Below are 18164 nucleotides of genomic sequence, written 5' to 3' on the forward strand. Positions count from 1 at the left end.
GAGAGAAAGTGTGACAGACGATTTTGCAATAGACGGCGCTTTAGCGCAGGCGATAACCGGTTTTAACCCGCGAGAATCACAGCGTCAGATGGCGCAGGCGATCGGCGAAGTCATTACCACCAAACAACAATTGGTGGTGGAAGCAGGCACCGGTACCGGTAAAACCTATGCCTATTTGGCACCGGCGCTGCGTGCAGACTGCAAAGTCATTATCTCTACCGGTTCTAAGGCCTTACAGGATCAGCTGTATTCCCGCGATCTGCCTACGGTCGCCACGGCGTTGAAATATAAAGGCAAACTGGCGTTGCTAAAAGGACGCTCCAACTATTTGTGTCTGGAACGTTTGGAACAGCAAACTCTGGCAGGCGGTGAGCTGGCGGGAGAAACGCTGGTGGATTTAGTCCATTTGCGCGGCTGGTCGTCACAAACCGTAGACGGTGATATCAGCACCTGCGGCGATGTGGCGGAAGACAGTTTCGTCTGGCCGTTAGTCACAAGTACTAATGATAACTGTCTGGGCAGCGATTGCCCGGCTTATCAGGACTGTTTTGTGGTGAAGGCGCGCCGCCGCGCGATGGATGCGGATGTGGTGGTCGTTAACCATCACTTGTTTTTGGCGGATATGGTGGTGAAAGAAAGCGGCTTTGCCGAGCTGATCCCCAGCGCTGACGTAATGATTTTCGATGAAGCCCATCAGATTCCTGATATCGCCAGCCAGTATTTCGGCCAGCAGCTCACTAGCCGCCAGCTTATGGACTTAGCTAAGGATATCACCATCGCTTATCGCACTGAGGTGCGAGATTCGGTACAGCTACAGAAAAGCGCCGACCGGCTAAGCCAAAGTGCGCAGGATTTCCGATTGGTGCTTGGCGATCCCGGATTCCGTGGCAATCTGCGAGACGTACTCCAGCAACCGGCGATCCAGCGGGCTTTGCTGCTGTTAGACGATGCTTTAGAGCTGTGCTATGACGTAATGAAGCTGTCGCTTGGGCGCTCCGCTATGCTGGATGCGGCCTTCGAGCGAGCCACGCTATATCGCAACCGGTTGAAACGTTTGAAAGAAGTGACTACGCCGGGTTATAGCTATTGGTATGAATGTAATGCGCGCCATTTCGTGCTGGCTCTCACGCCGCTGTCGGTTTCCGATCGTTTCCGCGAGTTAATAGAAGAAAAAGCCGGTACCTGGATTTTCACTTCGGCCACTTTATCGGTGAACGATCAGCTAGGGCATTTTACTCAACGTCTCGGTTTAACCGATGCCAAAACCCTGCTGCTTCCCAGCCCGTTTGACTACGCCAATCAGGCATTGCTGTGTGTACCACGAAATTTGCCCAATGCCAATGAGCCGGGCGGGGCACGTAAACTGGCACAAATGCTCAAACCGATGATTGATGCTAATCAGGGACGCTGCTTTTTCCTTTGTACTTCTCATCAGATGATGCGCAGTCTGGCGGAGGAGTTTCGCGCCAGCATGACGTTACCGGTGCTGGTGCAGGGTGAAACCAGTAAAGGCCAGTTACTGGCTCAGTTCGTCGCTGCCGGTAATGCGTTACTGGTTGCAACCAGCAGTTTCTGGGAAGGGGTAGACGTACGCGGCGATGCGCTTTCCTGCGTGATTATTGACAAATTGCCCTTTACTTCACCGGACGATCCGCTATTGAAAGCGCGGATTGAAGACTGCCGATTGCGCGGCGGCGATCCGTTCAACGACGTGCAGTTACCCGATGCGGTGATTACCCTGAAACAGGGCGTTGGGCGTTTGATTCGGGATATTGACGATCGCGGGGTGCTGGTGATTTGCGATAACCGTCTGGTGATGCGGCCTTACGGTGCGGTATTCCTCAATAGCCTGCCGCCCACGCCACGTACCCGTGATTTGACCAAAGCTATCGCTTTCCTGAAACGGCAGGAGTGAGGGTAAAGCCTTGTGGGGTGTGCTATTATGCGCGCCCTGTGTTGAATATAGATTCTTTTTCCTGCCGAGGTTGGCATGTCCACGCGAATTTTAGCGATCGATACCGCAACAGAAGCCTGTTCTGTTGCACTCTGGAACGACGGCGCGATCCACGCCCATTTTGAACTTTGTGCCAGAGAACACACTCAGCGAATTCTTCCGCTGGTGCAGCAAGTTTTAACCGAATCCCACCTGACGTTAACTCAGTTGGACGCGCTGGCCTTTGGGCGCGGGCCGGGCAGTTTTACCGGTGTGCGTATTGGCATCGGCATCGGGCAAGGATTGGCGTTGGGTGCCAATTTGCCGATGATTGGCGTTTCCACGTTGCAAACCATGGCGCAGGGTGCATTTCGTCTGATCGGCGCAACTCGCGTATTAGCTGCAATTGATGCACGTATGGGCGAAGTGTATTGGGGACAGTTTGAACGCCAGACTGACGGTAGCTGGCTGGGCGAAGAAACCGAAGCGGTACTGACTCCGGCGCAAGTACAAGAGATGACGCAGGATTTAAGTGGCAATTGGGCCTTTGTTGGCACCGGTTGGCAGACTTATCCCGATCTGGTCGCGAGTCATGCGGCTATACTGACTGATGGGCAAATGTTGTTGCCGCAGGCGGAGGATATGCTGCCTCTGGCGATCCAACTGTGGAACAACGGTGCGGCCTTACCGGTTGAACAGGCTGAACCGGTTTACCTGCGTAATGAAGTGACCTGGAAAAAGTTACCTGGACGATAAAATATGGCAACTTGTCTCTGAATTTATGGTCTTAAAGTTTAAGATTAATTAAGGAGATAACGGCGATGACACCCAGTGAATTAAGGCGTAAATGGCTTTTCGGGCTAGTAGGACTGAGTGCCTTACTCTTGACTGGTTGCGTAACCATTCCCGATGCCATAAAAGGCACCACGGCTACGCCACAGCAAAACCTTAATGCGGTACGTAATGCGCCGCAGGTTTTTGCCGGTCAGGAGGCGCGTTTTGGCGGCACGGTCGTCAATGTGGTTAACGAAAAACAACGCACTCGTCTGGAGATTGCCAGCGTGCCGTTGGATTCAGGCGCCAGACCTATTCTCGGTGAACCGTCTCAAGGGCGAGTGATTGCCTATGTGGATGGTTTCCTCGATCCGGTAGATTTCCGTGGTCATCTGGTGACGGTCGTCGGGCCAATTGTCGGCAGCGAGGCGGGCAAAATTGGTATGACGCCCTATAACTTCGTGGTAATTAACGCCACCGGTTATAAGCGCTGGAATATTGCCCAGCAGGTGATGATGCCACCAGCGCCAATGGGGCCTTGGGGCTTCCGCGGTCATCCTGGGTGGGGGCCAGGCTGGGGTTGGTATGATACCGGGCCAGCGCAGATTCAGACTATTGTAACTGAATAGCGTTGCTGAAACGGTAGGCCAGTTAGCCAGCCGTTGCCAATATAATAATATAGAGAAGGGTGTTGAGCGATCGACACCTTTTTTTATTGTTTTAATCCGACAATTAGGGCGCTAAATCATCCTCTGCTCGGATAACTCCCCGTTACTGCCCCACATATTTGACTGTTATCTCGCGAGAGTGAACGCTGTTAGGTTCAAAAAATGACCCTGATTCAGGGGATAGGGCGCATCATTGCCACCCGGTCAGCCATGCCGCTCGCGACTTCTTCCGTCAGTATTTTCGTCAGCCAAGGCGGCGTATTACGTGAATTCAGGCGAATAAAACCGAATTTGGTATAGAGCGCAACGCTTTGAGCAAAACGGCTAAAGGTCGTCAGATACAGCGCGGTAGCGCCGCGATCTCGCAGACGATCAATGACTGCCGCCAATAATTGGCTGCCAATACCTTGTCCACCGTGCTGGGGTACAACATCAATTTCCCCCAGTAAAGCCCTCTGATCCACCCAGTACACTAAAGCGAAACCCACGGGAGTCCCGCTTCTGTCTTTCGCTATCCACAGGCGTTTTTCTCGCTGCGCTGTCACTAATTCAATCAGCGGCAGCGTTTCTGTTTTTAGATCATCAGGCAACAAGTGTGCAGGGAAAAGTTCGGCTGCCTGTTGCTCAATACTTGCCAAAAACGGCAGATGTTGCTTTTTAGCAGACTCAATCTGATATTCGGTCATTGTATCCACTCGTTAACATTAGAGTGATAGCTTAACCGCCAATGAAGAGTCGCATAAGGTTTTTTTGATAAATGGATAAAAACTATGTGTGCTATTTAATCGATTTGTTGAAATTATCACCGGGTAATCATTTCCAGCTCAGCTTTAGATTATAAACTGACTTAAACGGTGTATAATCAAAGAGTTACAATCATTATAATTATGAATTTATATAACGCATTGATTTTATTTATATTAATGAGGCGGCGATGGCCGCCTTGTTTTTTTGTTGAGATACATGAAAAAAATTAGTGATGTACTTCTCAACCTCAAAATTGTTTAAAAGCAAACTGGTACGCTGAGTTAAAATATTGTTAAAGTCCTGAGGTGGATTTGGGTGAAGATATGATAATCAACAATGATTTCAGGAGTGCTACCTTGGAAAAAGCATGGCTAAAACGTTACCCGGCGGATGTTCCAGCGGAAATTGATCCGGATCGTTACTCTTCTCTGGTGGAAATGTTTGAGAATGCGGCGCTGCGTTATGCGGATCAGCCTGCATTTATCAACATGGGTGAAGTCATGACTTTCCGTAAATTGGAAGAGCGTAGCCGCGCTTTTGCTGCCTATTTGCAAAATGGTTTGGGGTTGAAGAAGGGCGACCGCGTGGCGTTGATGATGCCGAACCTGTTGCAGTATCCCATAGCTTTGTTTGGTATTTTACGGGCTGGAATGGTGGTGGTGAACGTCAATCCGCTGTACACGCCCCGCGAGCTGGAACACCAACTGAACGACAGCGGCGCAGCAGCAATCGTGATTGTTTCCAATTTTGCTCATACATTGGAAAAAGTTGTCTTCAACACACAGATTAAACACGTTATTTTGACCCGCATGGGCGATCAGCTTTCCGCAGCGAAAGGCACATTGGTCAACTTTGTGGTGAAATATATCAAGCGTTTGGTGCCGAAATATCACTTACCTGACGCCATTTCTTTCCGTACCGTATTGCAAAAAGGCCGTCGCCTGCAATATGTCAAACCGGACGTGCTCAATACCGATTTGGCTTTCCTGCAATACACTGGTGGCACTACCGGCGTGGCTAAAGGCGCGATGCTAACCCACCGGAATATGCAATCTAACCTTGAACAGGCTAAAGCGGCCTATGCGCCGTTGCTACAGCCTGGGCAAGATTTAGTGGTAACGGCGTTGCCGCTGTACCACATCTTTGCTCTGACGATGAACTGCCTGCTATTTATCGAGCTGGGCGGGCGCAGCCTGTTAATCACCAATCCTCGAGATATTCCGGGAACGGTGAAAGAGCTCAGCCGTTATCCCTTTACCGCGATGACCGGGGTGAATACCTTGTTTAACGCGTTACTGAATAACGAAGAATTCAACAAACTTGATTTTTCCACTTTGCGACTTTCTGTCGGAGGGGGGATGCCGGTACAGAAAGCCGTTGCGGAAAAATGGGAAAAACTGACGGGCAGGCACTTGCTGGAGGGCTACGGCCTGACGGAGTGTTCACCTTTGGTCACAGGTAATCCCTATGATTTAAAACATTACAGTGGCAGTATTGGTCTGCCGGTGCCTTCTACCGATGTTCGCCTGATTGATGATAACGGGCAGGATGTTGAAACCGGTATGCCGGGGGAACTATGGGTGCGCGGGCCGCAAGTTATGTTAGGCTACTGGCAGCGGCCGGAAGCCACTGACGAAGTCTTAAAAGACGGTTGGTTGGCCACCGGAGATATTGCCACTATCGATGATATCGGCTTCTTGCGTATTGTCGATCGTAAAAAAGATATGATTCTGGTTTCTGGATTCAACGTTTATCCTAATGAAATCGAAGATGTGGTAGCGTTGCACCCTAAAGTGCTGGAGTCTGCGGTGATCGGTGTGCCTAATGAGGTTTCCGGCGAAACGGTGAAAGTTTTCGTGGTAAGAAAAGACCCGTCTCTGAGCCGAGACGAATTGCTGACCCATTGCCGCCGCTATCTTACCGGTTATAAAGTACCGAAAATTGTCGAGTTCCGTGACGAATTGCCGAAATCAAACGTAGGCAAAATATTGCGCAGAGAACTGCGTGATGAACCTGTTAAGGAGAGTAGCAAAAACGCTGCTTAATAGGCTTCGTTACAGGCTCATCATCAACAACGCCGGTCAATACCGGCGTTGTTGTGTCTGTCATAGGCTAACGACCAAGAGAATGATGTTTTGAATTATCAGTTGATCACTACCGACGCTGCGTTGCAGCAAGTCTGCGAGCAAGCTCGTAACCATACCCAGGTGGCTTTGGATACAGAATTTGTCAGAACGCGTACCTACTATCCTCAGTTGGGCCTGATTCAACTGTTTGACGGTGAACAACTTTCACTGATCGACCCTTTGCCGATCACCGAATGGCAGCCCTTTCGCGAGTTGCTGAAAGACGAGTCGGTGGTGAAGTTTCTGCACGCGGGCAGTGAAGATCTTGAAGTCTTTCTTAATGCATTTCAGCAATTACCTACGCCAATGATTGATACTCAGGTATTAGCTGCCTTTACGGGTAAAACGCTTTCCTGCGGTTTTGCGACGCTGGTGGCAGAACTGGAAGGCGTCGAATTGGATAAAAGTGAGTCCCGCACCGATTGGCTGGCTCGTCCATTAACTGAGAAACAGTGCGATTATGCGGCGGCCGATGTTTTCTATCTATTGCCTATGGCAAAAAAGCTGGTGGATGCCACACTGGCGGCGGGGCGTATGGATGCCGCGCAGGACGAATGCCTGCTGCTGTGTCGCCGTCGCAGTGAAACGGTAGATCCTGAGCTGGCTTATCGTGAGATAACTAACGCCTGGCAGTTACGAGGTCGTCAGTTGGCATGTTTGCAAAAACTGGCGTCGTGGCGTTTACGTCAGGCGCGCGAGCGTGATTTGGCGGTCAACTTTGTGGTCAGAGAGGAAAATCTGTGGCAGGTTGCTCGCTATCAACCTACGTCACTCGGTGAACTGGATTCTCTGGGCTTAAGCGGTCAGGAAATTCGCTACCACGGGCGCACTTTGCTGGCGCTGGTGGCTGAAGGTAATGCAGTGCCGGAAGATCAGTTGCCACCTTTGGTCGCCAACCTTATCGACCAGCCGGGTTACAAAAAAGTCTTTAAAGATATTAAAGCATTGATTCAGGCAGTGAGCGAGCGCAGTGGATTAAGCAGTGAGCTTTTGGCTTCACGTCGGCAAATTAATCAGTTATTGAATTGGCATTGGAAACTCAAGCCGATTGAAATTCGTCCTGAGTTATTAGCCGGATGGCGCGGTGATTTGTTAGGTAGTGAATTGGAAGAAATACTTAAACAGTATTAATCCTATTTAAGGGCAGGGGAACTCTCTTCTGCTCTGAATATTTTATACGCGGTAGGATTTTATTTATTTAGCGGTATCAATAATCCATCAAGCTATTAAGACTTTTTTTTGCCAGAAATGACGAAACTCATTTCCGCAGTAACTTCTTTTCACTGTGTTTATATACAGCCAGGAAAACTCAATTACCCCCTGTAAATAAATACAGGGGGTAATTAATGCGACGATGTCATTTAGGTGTTTCTTCCGTTTCCGGTAATGTCACGTTAAGTTCTAACACCGAAATATCGTCACCTTTCTGCTCAAACTGAACGTGTAGCATTTCCGGATCGATCTGAATATATTTACAAATCACCGCCAATATATCGCGCTTAAGATCAGGCAAATAATGGGGCTCACTGTCCCCACGACGACGCTCAGCGACGATAATTTGCAGCCGTTCCTTGGCTATATTGGCTGTCGGTTTTTTGCGGGACAGAAAAAAGTCTAACAAGGCCATGGTTTATCCCCCAAAAAGGCGTTTCAGGAAGCCCTTCTTCTCTTCTTCAATGAAGCGGAATGGGCGTTCTTCTCCTAGTAAACGATCAACGGTATCGTCATATGCTTTACCCGCATCTGACTCTTTATCCAGAATAACCGGCTCGCCTTGGTTAGAAGCGCGCAATACGGATTGGTCTTCTGGGATAACGCCAACCAGCGGGATCCTAAGGATTTCCAGGACGTCCTCCATGCTCAGCATGTCACCGCGACTCACCCGGCCTGGGTTATAACGGGTCAGCAGCAGGTGTTCTTTAATCGGCTCTTCGCCACGTTCGGCACGACGAGATTTTGAGGATAAAATACCCAAAATACGGTCGGAATCGCGAACGGAAGAGACTTCCGGGTTAGTGGTAATGACTGCTTCATCGGCAAAGTAAAGGGCCATTAACGCCCCGCTTTCGATACCGGCAGGAGAATCACAAACCACAAAGTCAAAATTCATATCGCCAAGGTCGTTCAGGATTTTCTCAACGCCTTCAACGGTCAGAGCATCTTTATCACGAGTTTGTGATGCGGGTAGAATATAGAGATTATCCGTGCGTTTATCTTTTATCAGCGCCTGATTCAGGGTGGCATCACCTTGAATGACGTTAACAAAATCATAAACAACTCGACGCTCACATCCCATAATCAAATCAAGGTTACGCAGGCCGATATCAAAATCGATGACCACGGTTTTCTTACCTTTTTGGGCCAAGCCGGTCGCAATGGCCGCACTTGAAGTGGTCTTGCCAACGCCCCCTTTACCCGATGTAACAACAATAATGCGTGCCATGAAATGGATTCCTTGTTAAAAGGGCTTAATTTAGAGGTTGTATGGTTAAAGCATTATCCAACAGATGAAGACGTGCGGCCTGGCCAAAATAATCGCTTGGAATCTGGTCACTTAACCAATATTGCCCTGCAATAGAGACTAGCTCAGCGCTCAGATGTGTGCAAAAAATCTGACACTGAGCATCGCCAGAAGCGCCAGCTAAAGCACGCCCTCGCATCATTCCATAGATATGAATATTGCCGTCTGCAATAAGTTCTGCACCGGCACTGACACTGCTGATAACAATCAAATCACAATTACGGGCATAAATCTGTTGGCCGGAACGGACAGGAGTATTAATGATACGCGTCTTAACGGGGGCATTTTCCGGTGGGCTTACTGGCTCGGGAGCCATCTTTTGGCCTTTACCTTCATTCAGTAATGGCAAACCCGCTCGAGCAATCGCACGTTTTTGTCGTTCATCCCGACAGCCGCTGACGCCAACAATACGAAGGCCCGCTGAAGTGACAGCCTGCTGAACATCTCTGAAGTTAGCATCGTTAGGTAACGTAGCAACATTAAGAACAACAGGGGCGTTTTTCAGAAAAGCGGGAGCTTGTTCCACTTTTTCCTGCAAAGCCTGACGAATTACCTCCGGCTGTGCATGATGTAAATGCACTACCGATAGGGTAAAACTACTGCCTTTTAACTCAATTGGCGATTGTGACATCTATCCTGACTCAGTTTCAGCTACGTTAAATCCCCGGAATACCATTCGGGGTACGATATTCCGATGTACCTATGCATGTTATAGGTAATATAAAGATAAATCTATCCGTATCAATATATCGAAACCCTTCAGCAACATTTATTAAAATTCGATTGGAAATTACAGCACAACTTTGGCGTATTCGCTAGCCCACCTCGGCTATATATCTCTGTTACTGGTCGTTTTATGTGATAATTGATCCGGTACCAAATCAAATTCACCGGTGTTTGTCTTGTATGTAAAATAGACAGAAAGTAATGTGGCTGAGTCAGTTCTGTCTATTTATCCCATTGATGTTTTTTCAATAGAAGTTTTTCCGGTTGTATTTTAGTGATAATAAAATCTTCAATTCATATAATTTCAGATCAATCTGAGCATTTATTGTCAGCCTTGAGTCCAATAGCGAGTTAATTGGGCGAATTATCTGCGATAAAGATCACAGTTCGCCGACGTAGATCTCGGACGTGGTGATGGAGCGGGTTTGGGGAAATGAAACTGCCGTGACTGATAGCGAGTTTAGTGCTGGCAGGCATGGCGCTTCTCCGCCTTTTCCACTTTAGATGAAGCAGTGCGCCCACTAAAGATAGCGACGAGATCCCTATTATTTAAGGATTAGTGAGTAATAGCCGGTAATAGAGAGTGGTAGTCTTGAAATTATCACCACGCGTTGGATTAGGAGAGAATAATGAAGGGAATCTATCTTTACTTAATTCTGTTCAGCGGAGTCGCTTATATCCCTGTTAATGCCAATGTGAGTGATTTGGCAAGCTACGAGCGGGGATTACAACTCTTGGGCGAATGGGAGGGGGACAGAGAAAGGGGTATCGGCGCTTTCTCTGCGATGACTCTCCCTTCATTGAAGACGGTTGCCCGGTGGATGCGGGATTGCCACTACAACATAATGGAACAGAAAAATCGTTTCTTATAACAATTGAAACCCGTCTATGTAGCCATAGGCTGAGTTCGGTGACGTTTAATTATCTGGGAATATTGCCAATTTTCAGCAACCCAATGTGGTTATCCACCGTGTAAAAAAGCAACGGCAACCCTGATTTGACGGCCGCTGGCTCAAGGGCTAAAGTCACTTTTTCTGATACAGGCGTGGTATAGTCCACGGCTTATACAGGACGTTATTGACCACTTGAGTAGAGCTAAAAACATGCATTGTGTGATTTATCGAAGCCCTAAACGGGATCAAACTTACCTCTATATTGAAAAAAAAGACGATTTCTCCCGGGTTCCTCCTGAATTACTGGCCAGCTTTGGTCAACCCCAGTTTTCCATGATGTTGTCTCTTTCAGAGCGAAAAAAATTGGCTACCGCAGATATTGAGAAAGTAAAAACTGCGTTGATTGAGCAGGGTTTCTATCTGCAAGTTCCGCCACCGCCAGAAAGCCTGCTAAAAATGCATTTAGGGACGGATAAAGCCTAATTCTCCACCCCGATGAGAAGCCCGGATGCCAGCCTTTGCTGCGCCGGGTATTTCGCAGGTTTTTTCCCCCTATCGGATTAAATTGATTGGCTGCCTCAAAGTATTGCCAGTAAATAACCAAAGGAAGTGGGTGATGAGGGTTTCGTTACTGACAATGTTGTTCGCTTCGGCCGTTTTGAGTGGCGGGTTACATTCGGCTACAGCTGCTCCGGCAGTGACGCCAGATTCGGCGAAGGTCGCAAATAGGTCGACAACCGTCACCACGCCGGCGCAGCAAGGCCGCGATCCCGCTGAATTCCACGCTTATGTCGAACAACTTAAAATCCAGGCTCGCTCACAGGGAATCACTCAGGCGACCTTAGATCAGGCGTTTGCTGACATTCATTTTGTTGACCGAGTGATCAAATCCGATCGCAATCAGTTAGAAAAGAAAGTGACGTTGGATGATTATCTACAGCGGACATTGCCCGCGCAGAAAATCAAACAGGGAAAACTGTTTCATCGCCGTTATAAACCTCAGTTAGCCCGAGCTAGCGCCCGCTACGGAGTACCTGAGCGCTATATTGTGGCGCTATGGGGAATGGAAAGTGGCTTCGGTAAAATTCAGGGGAAAGAGGATGTCATTTCGGCGCTAGCTACACTCGCTTTTGAAGGGCGGCGCGAAGCATTTTTTACCAAGGAACTCATGGCTGCCCTGAATATTATTCAGCAAGGGCATGTCGGTAACCAAAAGCTAAAAGGTTCCTGGGCCGGAGCCATGGGGCAGAATCAGTTTATGCCATCCTCTTTCCTGAATTATGCGGTTGATGGCGACGATGACGGAAAGATCGATATTTGGACCAACGTCGATGATGTTTTTGCCTCAACGGCCAATTATCTGTCTAAAGAAGGCTGGAAAACAGGGGAAAGCTGGGGGCGGGAGGTTCTGTTGCCGGCGAATTTCAAATCGCAATATGTGGGTTTGAAAAATGAGCAGGTGCGCACTTTGGCTGAGTGGCAGCGAATGGGCGTATTACCGCTGAATAAAAAGGCGTTCAGTTATCCTGCATTACGAGCCTGGGTTATTACACCAGATAATATGCAAGGTCGAACATTCCTAGTTTATGATAACTTTAGAACTATCATGCATTGGAATCGCTCTTACTATTTCGCACTCAGTATAGGTATGATGGCTGATGGTATTGTACGTTAGCAGAGCGAAATATTGATGACCCGATTGGGATTAACTGTCGATGTACTCTAGAGTTTATCTGTAGATGATTTCAGGAGAAGCAACATGTATCAACATAGAGACTGGCAGGGAGCCTTACTTGATTTCCCGGTAAATAAAGTGGTGTGCGTCGGCAGCAATTATGCAGATCATATTAAAGAAATGGGCAGCGCAGTACCCGTTGAGCCAGTGTTGTTTATTAAACCTGAAACCGCGCTGTGCGATATTCGTCAACCGGTTGCTATTCCAAAAGGGTTGGGCGGCGTTCATCACGAAGTGGAATTGGCGGTATTAATTGGAACCCCACTAAAACAGGCCAATGAAGATCGGGTTGCTCGCGCAATAGCCGGTTACGGTGTAGCGCTGGATTTAACGCTGCGTGACTTGCAAATGGGTTTTAAAAAAGCCGGTCAACCGTGGGAGAAAGCCAAAGCTTTTGACGGTTCTTGCCCTATATCCGGTTTTATTCCTGTGGCAGAGTTTGGTGACGCGCAACATGCCGAACTGTCTTTAATGATCAACGGTGAAGTTCGCCAACGGGGCAATACCGAAGATATGATTACGCCAATTCTGCCTCTGATTAGTTATATTACGCGTTTCTTTACCCTGCGAGCCGGAGATATTGTGCTGACGGGAACGCCGCAGGGCGTAGGGCCGCTAAATTCAGGGGATATGTTACAAATTGCTCTGAATGATAAAAGGCTAAACACTCGTATTATCTAATGATTTGCTCGCTGCCCCGGCCCGCTTGGGGTGGCGAGGCTTGCATCTTCGCTCTAAAGCGTCTATAACGACCCGCCATCACTTACTTACACCGGATACCGATATGTCACAACTTCCTTTTTGGCAACAAAAAACGCTGGCCGAAATGTCAGACGCAGAATGGGAATCTCTGTGCGACGGCTGCGGTCAATGTTGTTTAAACAAACTGATTGACGAAGACACCGACGAAATATATTTCACTAATGTTGCCTGCAATCAGCTAAATATCAAAACCTGTCAATGCCGTAACTATGAGCGTCGCTTTGAATATGAAGAAGACTGCATCAAATTAACCCGCGAAAATCTGGTGACCTTTGATTGGCTTCCGCATACCTGCGCCTATCGATTGGTGGGTGAGGGCAAACAATTACCCGATTGGCATCCGCTATTAACCGGTTCCAAAGCCGCAATGCACGGTGAACGTATTTCTGTACGCCATATTGCCGTGCGTGAAAGCGAAGTTATCGACTGGCAGGACCATATTTTAAATAAGCCTAGCTGGGCCAGGTAGTCAATTGATGAAAAGAATTGTTTTCTTTTAAAAAACCGGGTGCGCCAGTGGTTTATTGTCATTAAAATCCAAGGTTATTATCATATATAGATCTAGGTTATTTCTTCTTGCTGCGTAGCCATCGTGAGGAGGGGGGTAGCCTTATCATTGCTTGTTTTCACTCATCATTTGAAATGCACTTCTTATTGGTCTTTATTATATTTATACAAAAATAAAACTTGCGTTTGATATTTTCCCATTAAAGTAACAATATTCACTTTAAGTTTAAGTTTAAGTTTAAGTTTAAGTTTAAGTTTAAGTTTAAGTTTAAGTTTAAGTTTAAGTTTAAGTTTAAAGCTTAATGATAAATTTAATGTGAGTACAGCGGTGGTTCATGATTACTGCTCCTGAGGTGAAACGGTATGGTATGCCTTTCATGATGCAAAGTTCGAAAAATGAAAATATTCTAATTGGTGTGGATCAAGCGGAAAATATTGCCAGCCAGCCAGCCAGCCAGTGGGTTGAGTACCAACACGGCGGCCATCCCGGTGAAGCTGCTAAGGGATTTTTTCTAACGTTCAAACTCAGGCTAATCAACTTAAGATCAAGGTAATAGGTATTTGGGTAAGAATAAATTAGGAGTAAATGTATGCTCCATAGAACGAGAGTTTTTAAACTGCAAGGATCTCGTCAGGCATCTTTTTCTGGTGTTGGTCACAATATTTTGGGGCAAATAGCAAAGGCGGCTTTATCTCTCTATCGTATTGTGAAACCACCAGTCGGCAAGGTCGATGCTGACATATAAAAATATGATTCTTATCAGGCAATAAAATGTTATTTAGGGGCGTAACTATCTACTGATTAATTCATCGAATATCATTCGCAACTAGTATTTGGTAAATTTTAAATGAGATTTTTTATTTGTCACTATATGTGAGGGTCAGTAGGTTCAACACGATTCAACAAATCAAACATTGTTTAATTCGAGAATATTCCCCTGTTATTTCTGTGTGGAAACCGCAGGGGAAGTCATAATATCGTTAGCTGCTATTTAAGAGTTATACTGGGCTAAAATTATTCGCGTTGCTTCAGCCAGAACATCCCGTCGTGATTCTGCATCTTTCTTATGTTGGGTAAAATATACTGCGAGAATTAACGGTGCTCCCGTTGGCGGCCAAAGTACGGCCACGTCATTGGTTGTCCCGTAATCACCGCTGCCGGTTTTATCACCCACGAGCCAGTCTGCTGGAACACCGGCGCGAATGCTGGCATTTCCCGTAGTATTTCCTTTTAACCATTGAGCCAACTGTTGCTGCTGGGCTGGCGCTAATCCATCGCCGAACTGTATTTTTTTCACTAACGCCGCCATTGAGCTTGGCGTTGTGGTATCACGAGGATCACCAGGAATAGCGCTGTTTAATTCAGGTTCCCAGCGATCCAGACGAAATGCAGTATCTCCGAGGCTCTGGGTAAACTTATTCACACCTTCTAATCCGCCAAGTTGCTGAATTAATAAATTCGCAGCAGTGTTATCGCTATATTGCAGCGCTGCGGCGCAAAGTGCAGCTATCGTCATGCCTTTTCCCAAATTTTCGCGAGCTATCGGCGCATAGGAAAGCAGGTCGGCCTCAGAATACGTGATATGTTTTTCCAGCAAAGCAGGTTGAGACATACTTTGGCGCAATATTGCTGCCGCCAGTACCAGCTTAAAGGTGCTACAGAATGGGAAAGCTTCATTGCCACGATATTGAAGTTCTTTACCGCTTTGGATATTAATCAGCGAAACGCCCAAACGACCTTGAGCTTTTTCCTCAAGGGCTGTCAATTGTTCAGATAATGGCTGGCCGGCAGATTTCGCCCATGAGGGGAATGCCAGATTGGCCAATGGAAGGGTGATACCTGCAAGTAGCAGCGAGCGCCGCAGCGTTGAATGCTTCATAGTCGTCTCTTATGCAATGTGAATCTGGGGTTCTGAGCAATAAACTCTGCTCGTCTCTGTTTGACCGCAAAATGAGAGCGGCTCCGAGTTACTCAAGATTCGGTGAAATAAGAGAACAAAAAGACCAGGATTGCCACGGCGATCATAATCATGGTTGTACGTCTCATTTTAGCGCTCCAATGTGTTGTTCAATCTAAAGGTGAATGAACATGGCGACTATTCTACGTCTGCCCAGGTAAAAACCCTAGTCCGTTAGGGGAGCGGGAATCGACAGCATCAGGATATTGATTTAATGCAATTAAACCAGTGACATTTTTTACCTGCTTGACTGGATATGACATAATGCAGGTAAGATTAAAATGATAAGTTGAATGCCATGAAAAAAAATAAATTAGTGTTGTTTACCTTCGGATTAGCGATGGTCATAGGTACATTCTCTGCCTCAGTATTGGCATCTCCGCTGATGCGTTTACAGTGTTTAACTGAATCGGGGTTAAAGTCAGAGAGTTTGCTGGATGGCCTTAACCAACAACTAACCATTGACGGTGCTATTTTCAAATTCACCGAAATTAAAAATGACGCCAATGGCGAACGTCTGCTTTTTCAACGTACTGTTGATAACAGCACTTTTCACGCTGCGTTGAATATCTCCACCACGCCTATTTATCTAGATTTGAACAACGGTGAGAAAACATTGAATTTCACCTGTAAAAGTCTTAAGGCCTAAGTTTTACTGCAAGTGATACCGTTAGAGTCTTACGTTTTCTCTGTGTAGAAAGGGTAAGCAGCCCCTGTTCCCCATACAGGGGCTGTCGTTATAACGATTAATAAACGGTTTGATTCCTTCCAGCGTTTTTGGCCTTATAGAGATTATTATCTGCGGCTTTTAGTAGCGAATCTAATGTTGGTGTATCCGTACTTAGCTGTTTTAGCCCAAATGAAAGGGTGAGTTTAATATTATCCCCGCTTGCTGGAGTGAAAATTGTCTCTTCGACCTCTTTCCTGATTTTTTCAATTCGCTGATAAGCGTTCTCCACATGACAGTTGAAAAAGACCATGGCAAACTCCTCACCGCCAATGCGTATCACCATATCTGATTTTCGGCTATTCTTTTTGAACATATTAGCCAACTCGCAAAGTATAAAGTCACCCACAGGATGCCCGTAGGTATCATTGATCTTCTTAAAATGATCGATATCGCCGGCAGCCAGAGTAATGGGTTTGTTCAGCGAGTGGATGACCTTCCAATCTTTCGCTAATTTACGCCGATTGAATAAATGTGTTAACGGGTCTATATTAGCTTCTCTAATTGCTCTCTTATTGGTTATAATCTGTTTGAATATAATGACCAAATAGGTCAGTTGCAGAAGTAAGCTGAATCCAAGCCCAAAACAGAATAATATCTTGGCGCTTTTATCTACCTCCGAGATGGCCATTTTCGCCTCGGATAACTGCTCACTGCTGTATTTCAAGAGTCGCATGTTTCGGAGTTCAAAATCGATAAAATGGCTAAGTGCATCGTTGAAAAGAATATTTCTCGCTTCATTAATATATCCGTTTTGATACAGCGAAACTGCTTTTTCACTTAGGCTAATATAACGCAGCCAGGCATGATACGCCTCGTCAAGATCCTGCCTGTTATTGCTCTCTGGCAAGGTTTTACTATACATATAGAAAGTATTTTCTATTCTTATTATTAACTCATTTGTTTCTTTCCGTACCTCCTCAACAGCTTTATCATCGTGAGCATTAACCAGTTGAAGCTGCAACTGCCTTAATTGCACGGTATCAGTAATAAAGCTCCTGCAGGCCGTAAGTGCTGGTATAGTTTTATCCGTCAGTTCGGCCGTTCTGGCACCGAACCGGGCGGTATCTTTTAGCAGGTTATTACCCATATAGAGGTAAAGAATATTCACAATCACAATGACAATAAATACAGATATGGCGACCCCATTTTTTTTTGAGGCAAGACATCTTAATCTCCCAGTGTTTTCCTGTTTATAAAGTTGTCATAACGCACTTATATAGCCTGGTTAGTCTTACTGGTAGGTAATGGCAGTTTTTTTGTCGCTGATAATAGTTAAATAGATAAGTTTAGTCCAAAATTTTTTACTTCATTTCATTTTTAACGGAACTTATATTGACGGGTAGGTTATTAATGTACTTGATTCTGGCTATTTCTCTGAGATTGGATAATTATAGCTATTATGCAAATAAAAAAAGGTGCCTTTCAGCACCTTTTTAAGATTAGGAGTTTGTTATTTATCGGCCAAACAGGTCACGTCTTTTCGGCTTAACAAATTGACTAATAAGAACCAGAATAGCAACCACAAGGTAGGCGGAAAATATAACGACTAGCCACTGAGGCATCTCAAGAGATAAGAATTGCCACTGTCTCACTGAGCAATCGCCACTGGCCAGGAATACAGAAGGCAGCCATTTGTCTAGTGGCAACCAAGACGGGAAATTAACAAAGAAATCGCAGGTGGCAAATGGGGAAGGGTGAAGTTGGAACATGGTATGTTCCCACGCTAATTGCACGCCCTTCCAGGCACTGTATATCCACAATGCAATCGCTAAATAGCGTAATGGCGATTTGGGCGCAATAGCGCCAAGCAGCGAAGCACCAAGAATACCAAACAACGCACAGCGTTCATAAATGCACATTACACATGGCTGTAATAGCATGATGTGTTGAAAATAGAGTGCGGCCAGCTCAAGCAGAAGTGCAGTCAAAGCCATTAAAAGCCAAGCACCGCGCCCTTGGGAGCAACGGTTAAGAAATTGCAACATATCTTTATATTCCATGCAGTAAGCAATTGTAGTGGCAGTGTAAACCAATTCATCATTGCTGCCAGCTATCCGGCGACAAGTTTAAGCGAAAATCATCTG

At 46.5% G+C, this 18164-nt stretch carries 20 protein-coding genes; 13 read left to right on the forward strand and 7 right to left on the reverse strand.

The features are described 5' to 3' along the window. The first annotated feature begins 10 nt into the window (after window positions 1-10). The 3 genes from PL78_RS04540 to PL78_RS04550 all read left to right on the forward strand — a co-directional run bounded on the left by PL78_RS04540 (window position 11) and on the right by PL78_RS04550 (window position 3336). A complete protein-coding gene (locus PL78_RS04540) occupies window positions 11-1915 on the forward strand; it encodes a DNA repair helicase YoaA (protein WP_064518247.1) in 1905 nt (634 codons plus the stop codon). 75 nt (window positions 1916-1990) lie between these two features. Continuing rightward, on the forward strand, window positions 1991-2689 hold the full coding sequence (gene tsaB, locus PL78_RS04545; RefSeq protein ID WP_064513499.1) for a tRNA (adenosine(37)-N6)-threonylcarbamoyltransferase complex dimerization subunit type 1 TsaB: 699 nt from the start codon (window positions 1991-1993) through the stop codon (window positions 2687-2689). A gap of 65 nt (window positions 2690-2754) precedes the next feature. Beyond that, complete coding sequence (locus PL78_RS04550) at window positions 2755-3336, forward strand: Slp family lipoprotein (protein ID WP_064513501.1); 582 nt, start codon at window positions 2755-2757, stop codon at window positions 3334-3336. A gap of 212 nt (window positions 3337-3548) precedes the next feature. On the opposite strand, the gene PL78_RS04555 is transcribed toward PL78_RS04550, so the two are convergent. Next, complete coding sequence (locus tag PL78_RS04555) at window positions 3549-4061, reverse strand: GNAT family N-acetyltransferase (RefSeq protein ID WP_064513503.1); 513 nt, start codon at window positions 4059-4061, stop codon at window positions 3549-3551. 417 nt (window positions 4062-4478) lie between these two features. Here PL78_RS04555 and fadD point away from each other — a divergent pair, with 417 nt between their 5' ends. Together fadD and rnd are read left to right on the forward strand one after the other, a co-directional pair. Continuing rightward, window positions 4479-6167, forward strand: a complete 1689-nt coding sequence (gene fadD / locus PL78_RS04560; protein ID WP_064513505.1) for a long-chain-fatty-acid--CoA ligase FadD — start codon at window positions 4479-4481, stop codon at window positions 6165-6167. A 90-nt stretch (window positions 6168-6257) separates the two neighbouring features. Then, the gene (rnd, locus tag PL78_RS04565) at window positions 6258-7379 is read left to right on the forward strand and encodes a ribonuclease D (RefSeq protein ID WP_064513507.1); all 1122 of its coding nucleotides are present in this window, start codon (window positions 6258-6260) and stop codon (window positions 7377-7379) included. A gap of 226 nt (window positions 7380-7605) precedes the next feature. Here the strand turns inward: rnd and minE are convergent, their stop codons facing one another. The 3 genes from minE to minC are packed head-to-tail and all read right to left on the reverse strand — an operon-like array spanning window position 7606 to window position 9400. After that, on the reverse strand, window positions 7606-7875 hold the full coding sequence (gene minE / locus PL78_RS04570) for a cell division topological specificity factor MinE (RefSeq protein ID WP_002211180.1): 270 nt from the start codon (window positions 7873-7875) through the stop codon (window positions 7606-7608). 3 nt (window positions 7876-7878) lie between these two features. Beyond that, window positions 7879-8691, reverse strand: a complete 813-nt coding sequence (gene minD / locus PL78_RS04575) for a septum site-determining protein MinD (RefSeq protein ID WP_049597704.1) — start codon at window positions 8689-8691, stop codon at window positions 7879-7881. A 25-nt stretch (window positions 8692-8716) separates the two neighbouring features. After that, entirely contained in the window at window positions 8717-9400 is a 684-nt protein-coding gene (minC, locus tag PL78_RS04580; protein ID WP_064513509.1) for a septum site-determining protein MinC, read from the reverse strand. A 724-nt stretch (window positions 9401-10124) separates the two neighbouring features. Here minC and PL78_RS04585 point away from each other — a divergent pair. The 7 genes from PL78_RS04585 to PL78_RS20445 all read left to right on the forward strand — a co-directional run bounded on the left by PL78_RS04585 (window position 10125) and on the right by PL78_RS20445 (window position 14138). Then, a complete protein-coding gene (locus PL78_RS04585; protein ID WP_064513510.1) occupies window positions 10125-10367 on the forward strand; it encodes a hypothetical protein in 243 nt (80 codons plus the stop codon). 231 nt (window positions 10368-10598) lie between these two features. Continuing rightward, window positions 10599-10871 carry a YcgL domain-containing protein gene (locus tag PL78_RS04590; RefSeq protein ID WP_049597707.1) on the forward strand — a complete coding sequence of 91 codons (273 nt, stop codon included), beginning with the start codon at window positions 10599-10601 and terminating at the stop codon, window positions 10869-10871. Between the two features lie 133 nt (window positions 10872-11004). Beyond that, window positions 11005-12063 carry a lytic murein transglycosylase gene (locus PL78_RS04595; protein ID WP_064513512.1) on the forward strand — a complete coding sequence of 353 codons (1059 nt, stop codon included), beginning with the start codon at window positions 11005-11007 and terminating at the stop codon, window positions 12061-12063. Window positions 12064-12147: 84 nt separating this feature from the next. Continuing rightward, window positions 12148-12804: a fumarylacetoacetate hydrolase family protein gene (locus PL78_RS04600; RefSeq protein WP_064513514.1), complete on the forward strand. Its 657-nt coding sequence runs from the start codon at window positions 12148-12150 to the stop codon at window positions 12802-12804. 103 nt (window positions 12805-12907) lie between these two features. Continuing rightward, window positions 12908-13354: a YcgN family cysteine cluster protein gene (locus PL78_RS04605; protein ID WP_064513516.1), complete on the forward strand. Its 447-nt coding sequence runs from the start codon at window positions 12908-12910 to the stop codon at window positions 13352-13354. Between the two features lie 373 nt (window positions 13355-13727). After that, a complete protein-coding gene (locus tag PL78_RS04610) occupies window positions 13728-13946 on the forward strand; it encodes a hypothetical protein (protein WP_064513518.1) in 219 nt (72 codons plus the stop codon). Between the two features lie 36 nt (window positions 13947-13982). After that, a complete protein-coding gene (locus tag PL78_RS20445) occupies window positions 13983-14138 on the forward strand; it encodes a hypothetical protein (protein WP_158513757.1) in 156 nt (51 codons plus the stop codon). 246 nt (window positions 14139-14384) lie between these two features. Here PL78_RS20445 and bla read toward each other — a convergent pair whose 3' ends face one another. Continuing rightward, a complete protein-coding gene (gene bla / locus PL78_RS04615) occupies window positions 14385-15272 on the reverse strand; it encodes a class A beta-lactamase (protein ID WP_064513520.1) in 888 nt (295 codons plus the stop codon). A 376-nt stretch (window positions 15273-15648) separates the two neighbouring features. Here bla and PL78_RS04620 point away from each other — a divergent pair, with 376 nt between their 5' ends. After that, window positions 15649-15999 (forward strand): hypothetical protein, encoded by a 351-nt coding sequence (locus tag PL78_RS04620; protein WP_064513522.1) that lies wholly within the window; start codon window positions 15649-15651, stop codon window positions 15997-15999. A gap of 97 nt (window positions 16000-16096) precedes the next feature. Here PL78_RS04620 and PL78_RS04625 read toward each other — a convergent pair whose 3' ends face one another. Both PL78_RS04625 and dsbB read right to left on the reverse strand, forming a co-directional pair. Beyond that, window positions 16097-17188, reverse strand: coding sequence for a GGDEF domain-containing protein (locus PL78_RS04625; RefSeq protein WP_145933955.1), 1092 nt, complete (start codon window positions 17186-17188; stop codon window positions 16097-16099). Between the two features lie 346 nt (window positions 17189-17534). After that, a complete protein-coding gene (gene dsbB / locus PL78_RS04630) occupies window positions 17535-18065 on the reverse strand; it encodes a disulfide bond formation protein DsbB (RefSeq protein WP_064513527.1) in 531 nt (176 codons plus the stop codon). Window positions 18066-18164: the final 99 nt, after the last annotated feature.

The organism is Yersinia entomophaga (assembly GCF_001656035.1).
GTDB lineage: Bacteria > Pseudomonadota > Gammaproteobacteria > Enterobacterales > Enterobacteriaceae > Yersinia > Yersinia entomophaga.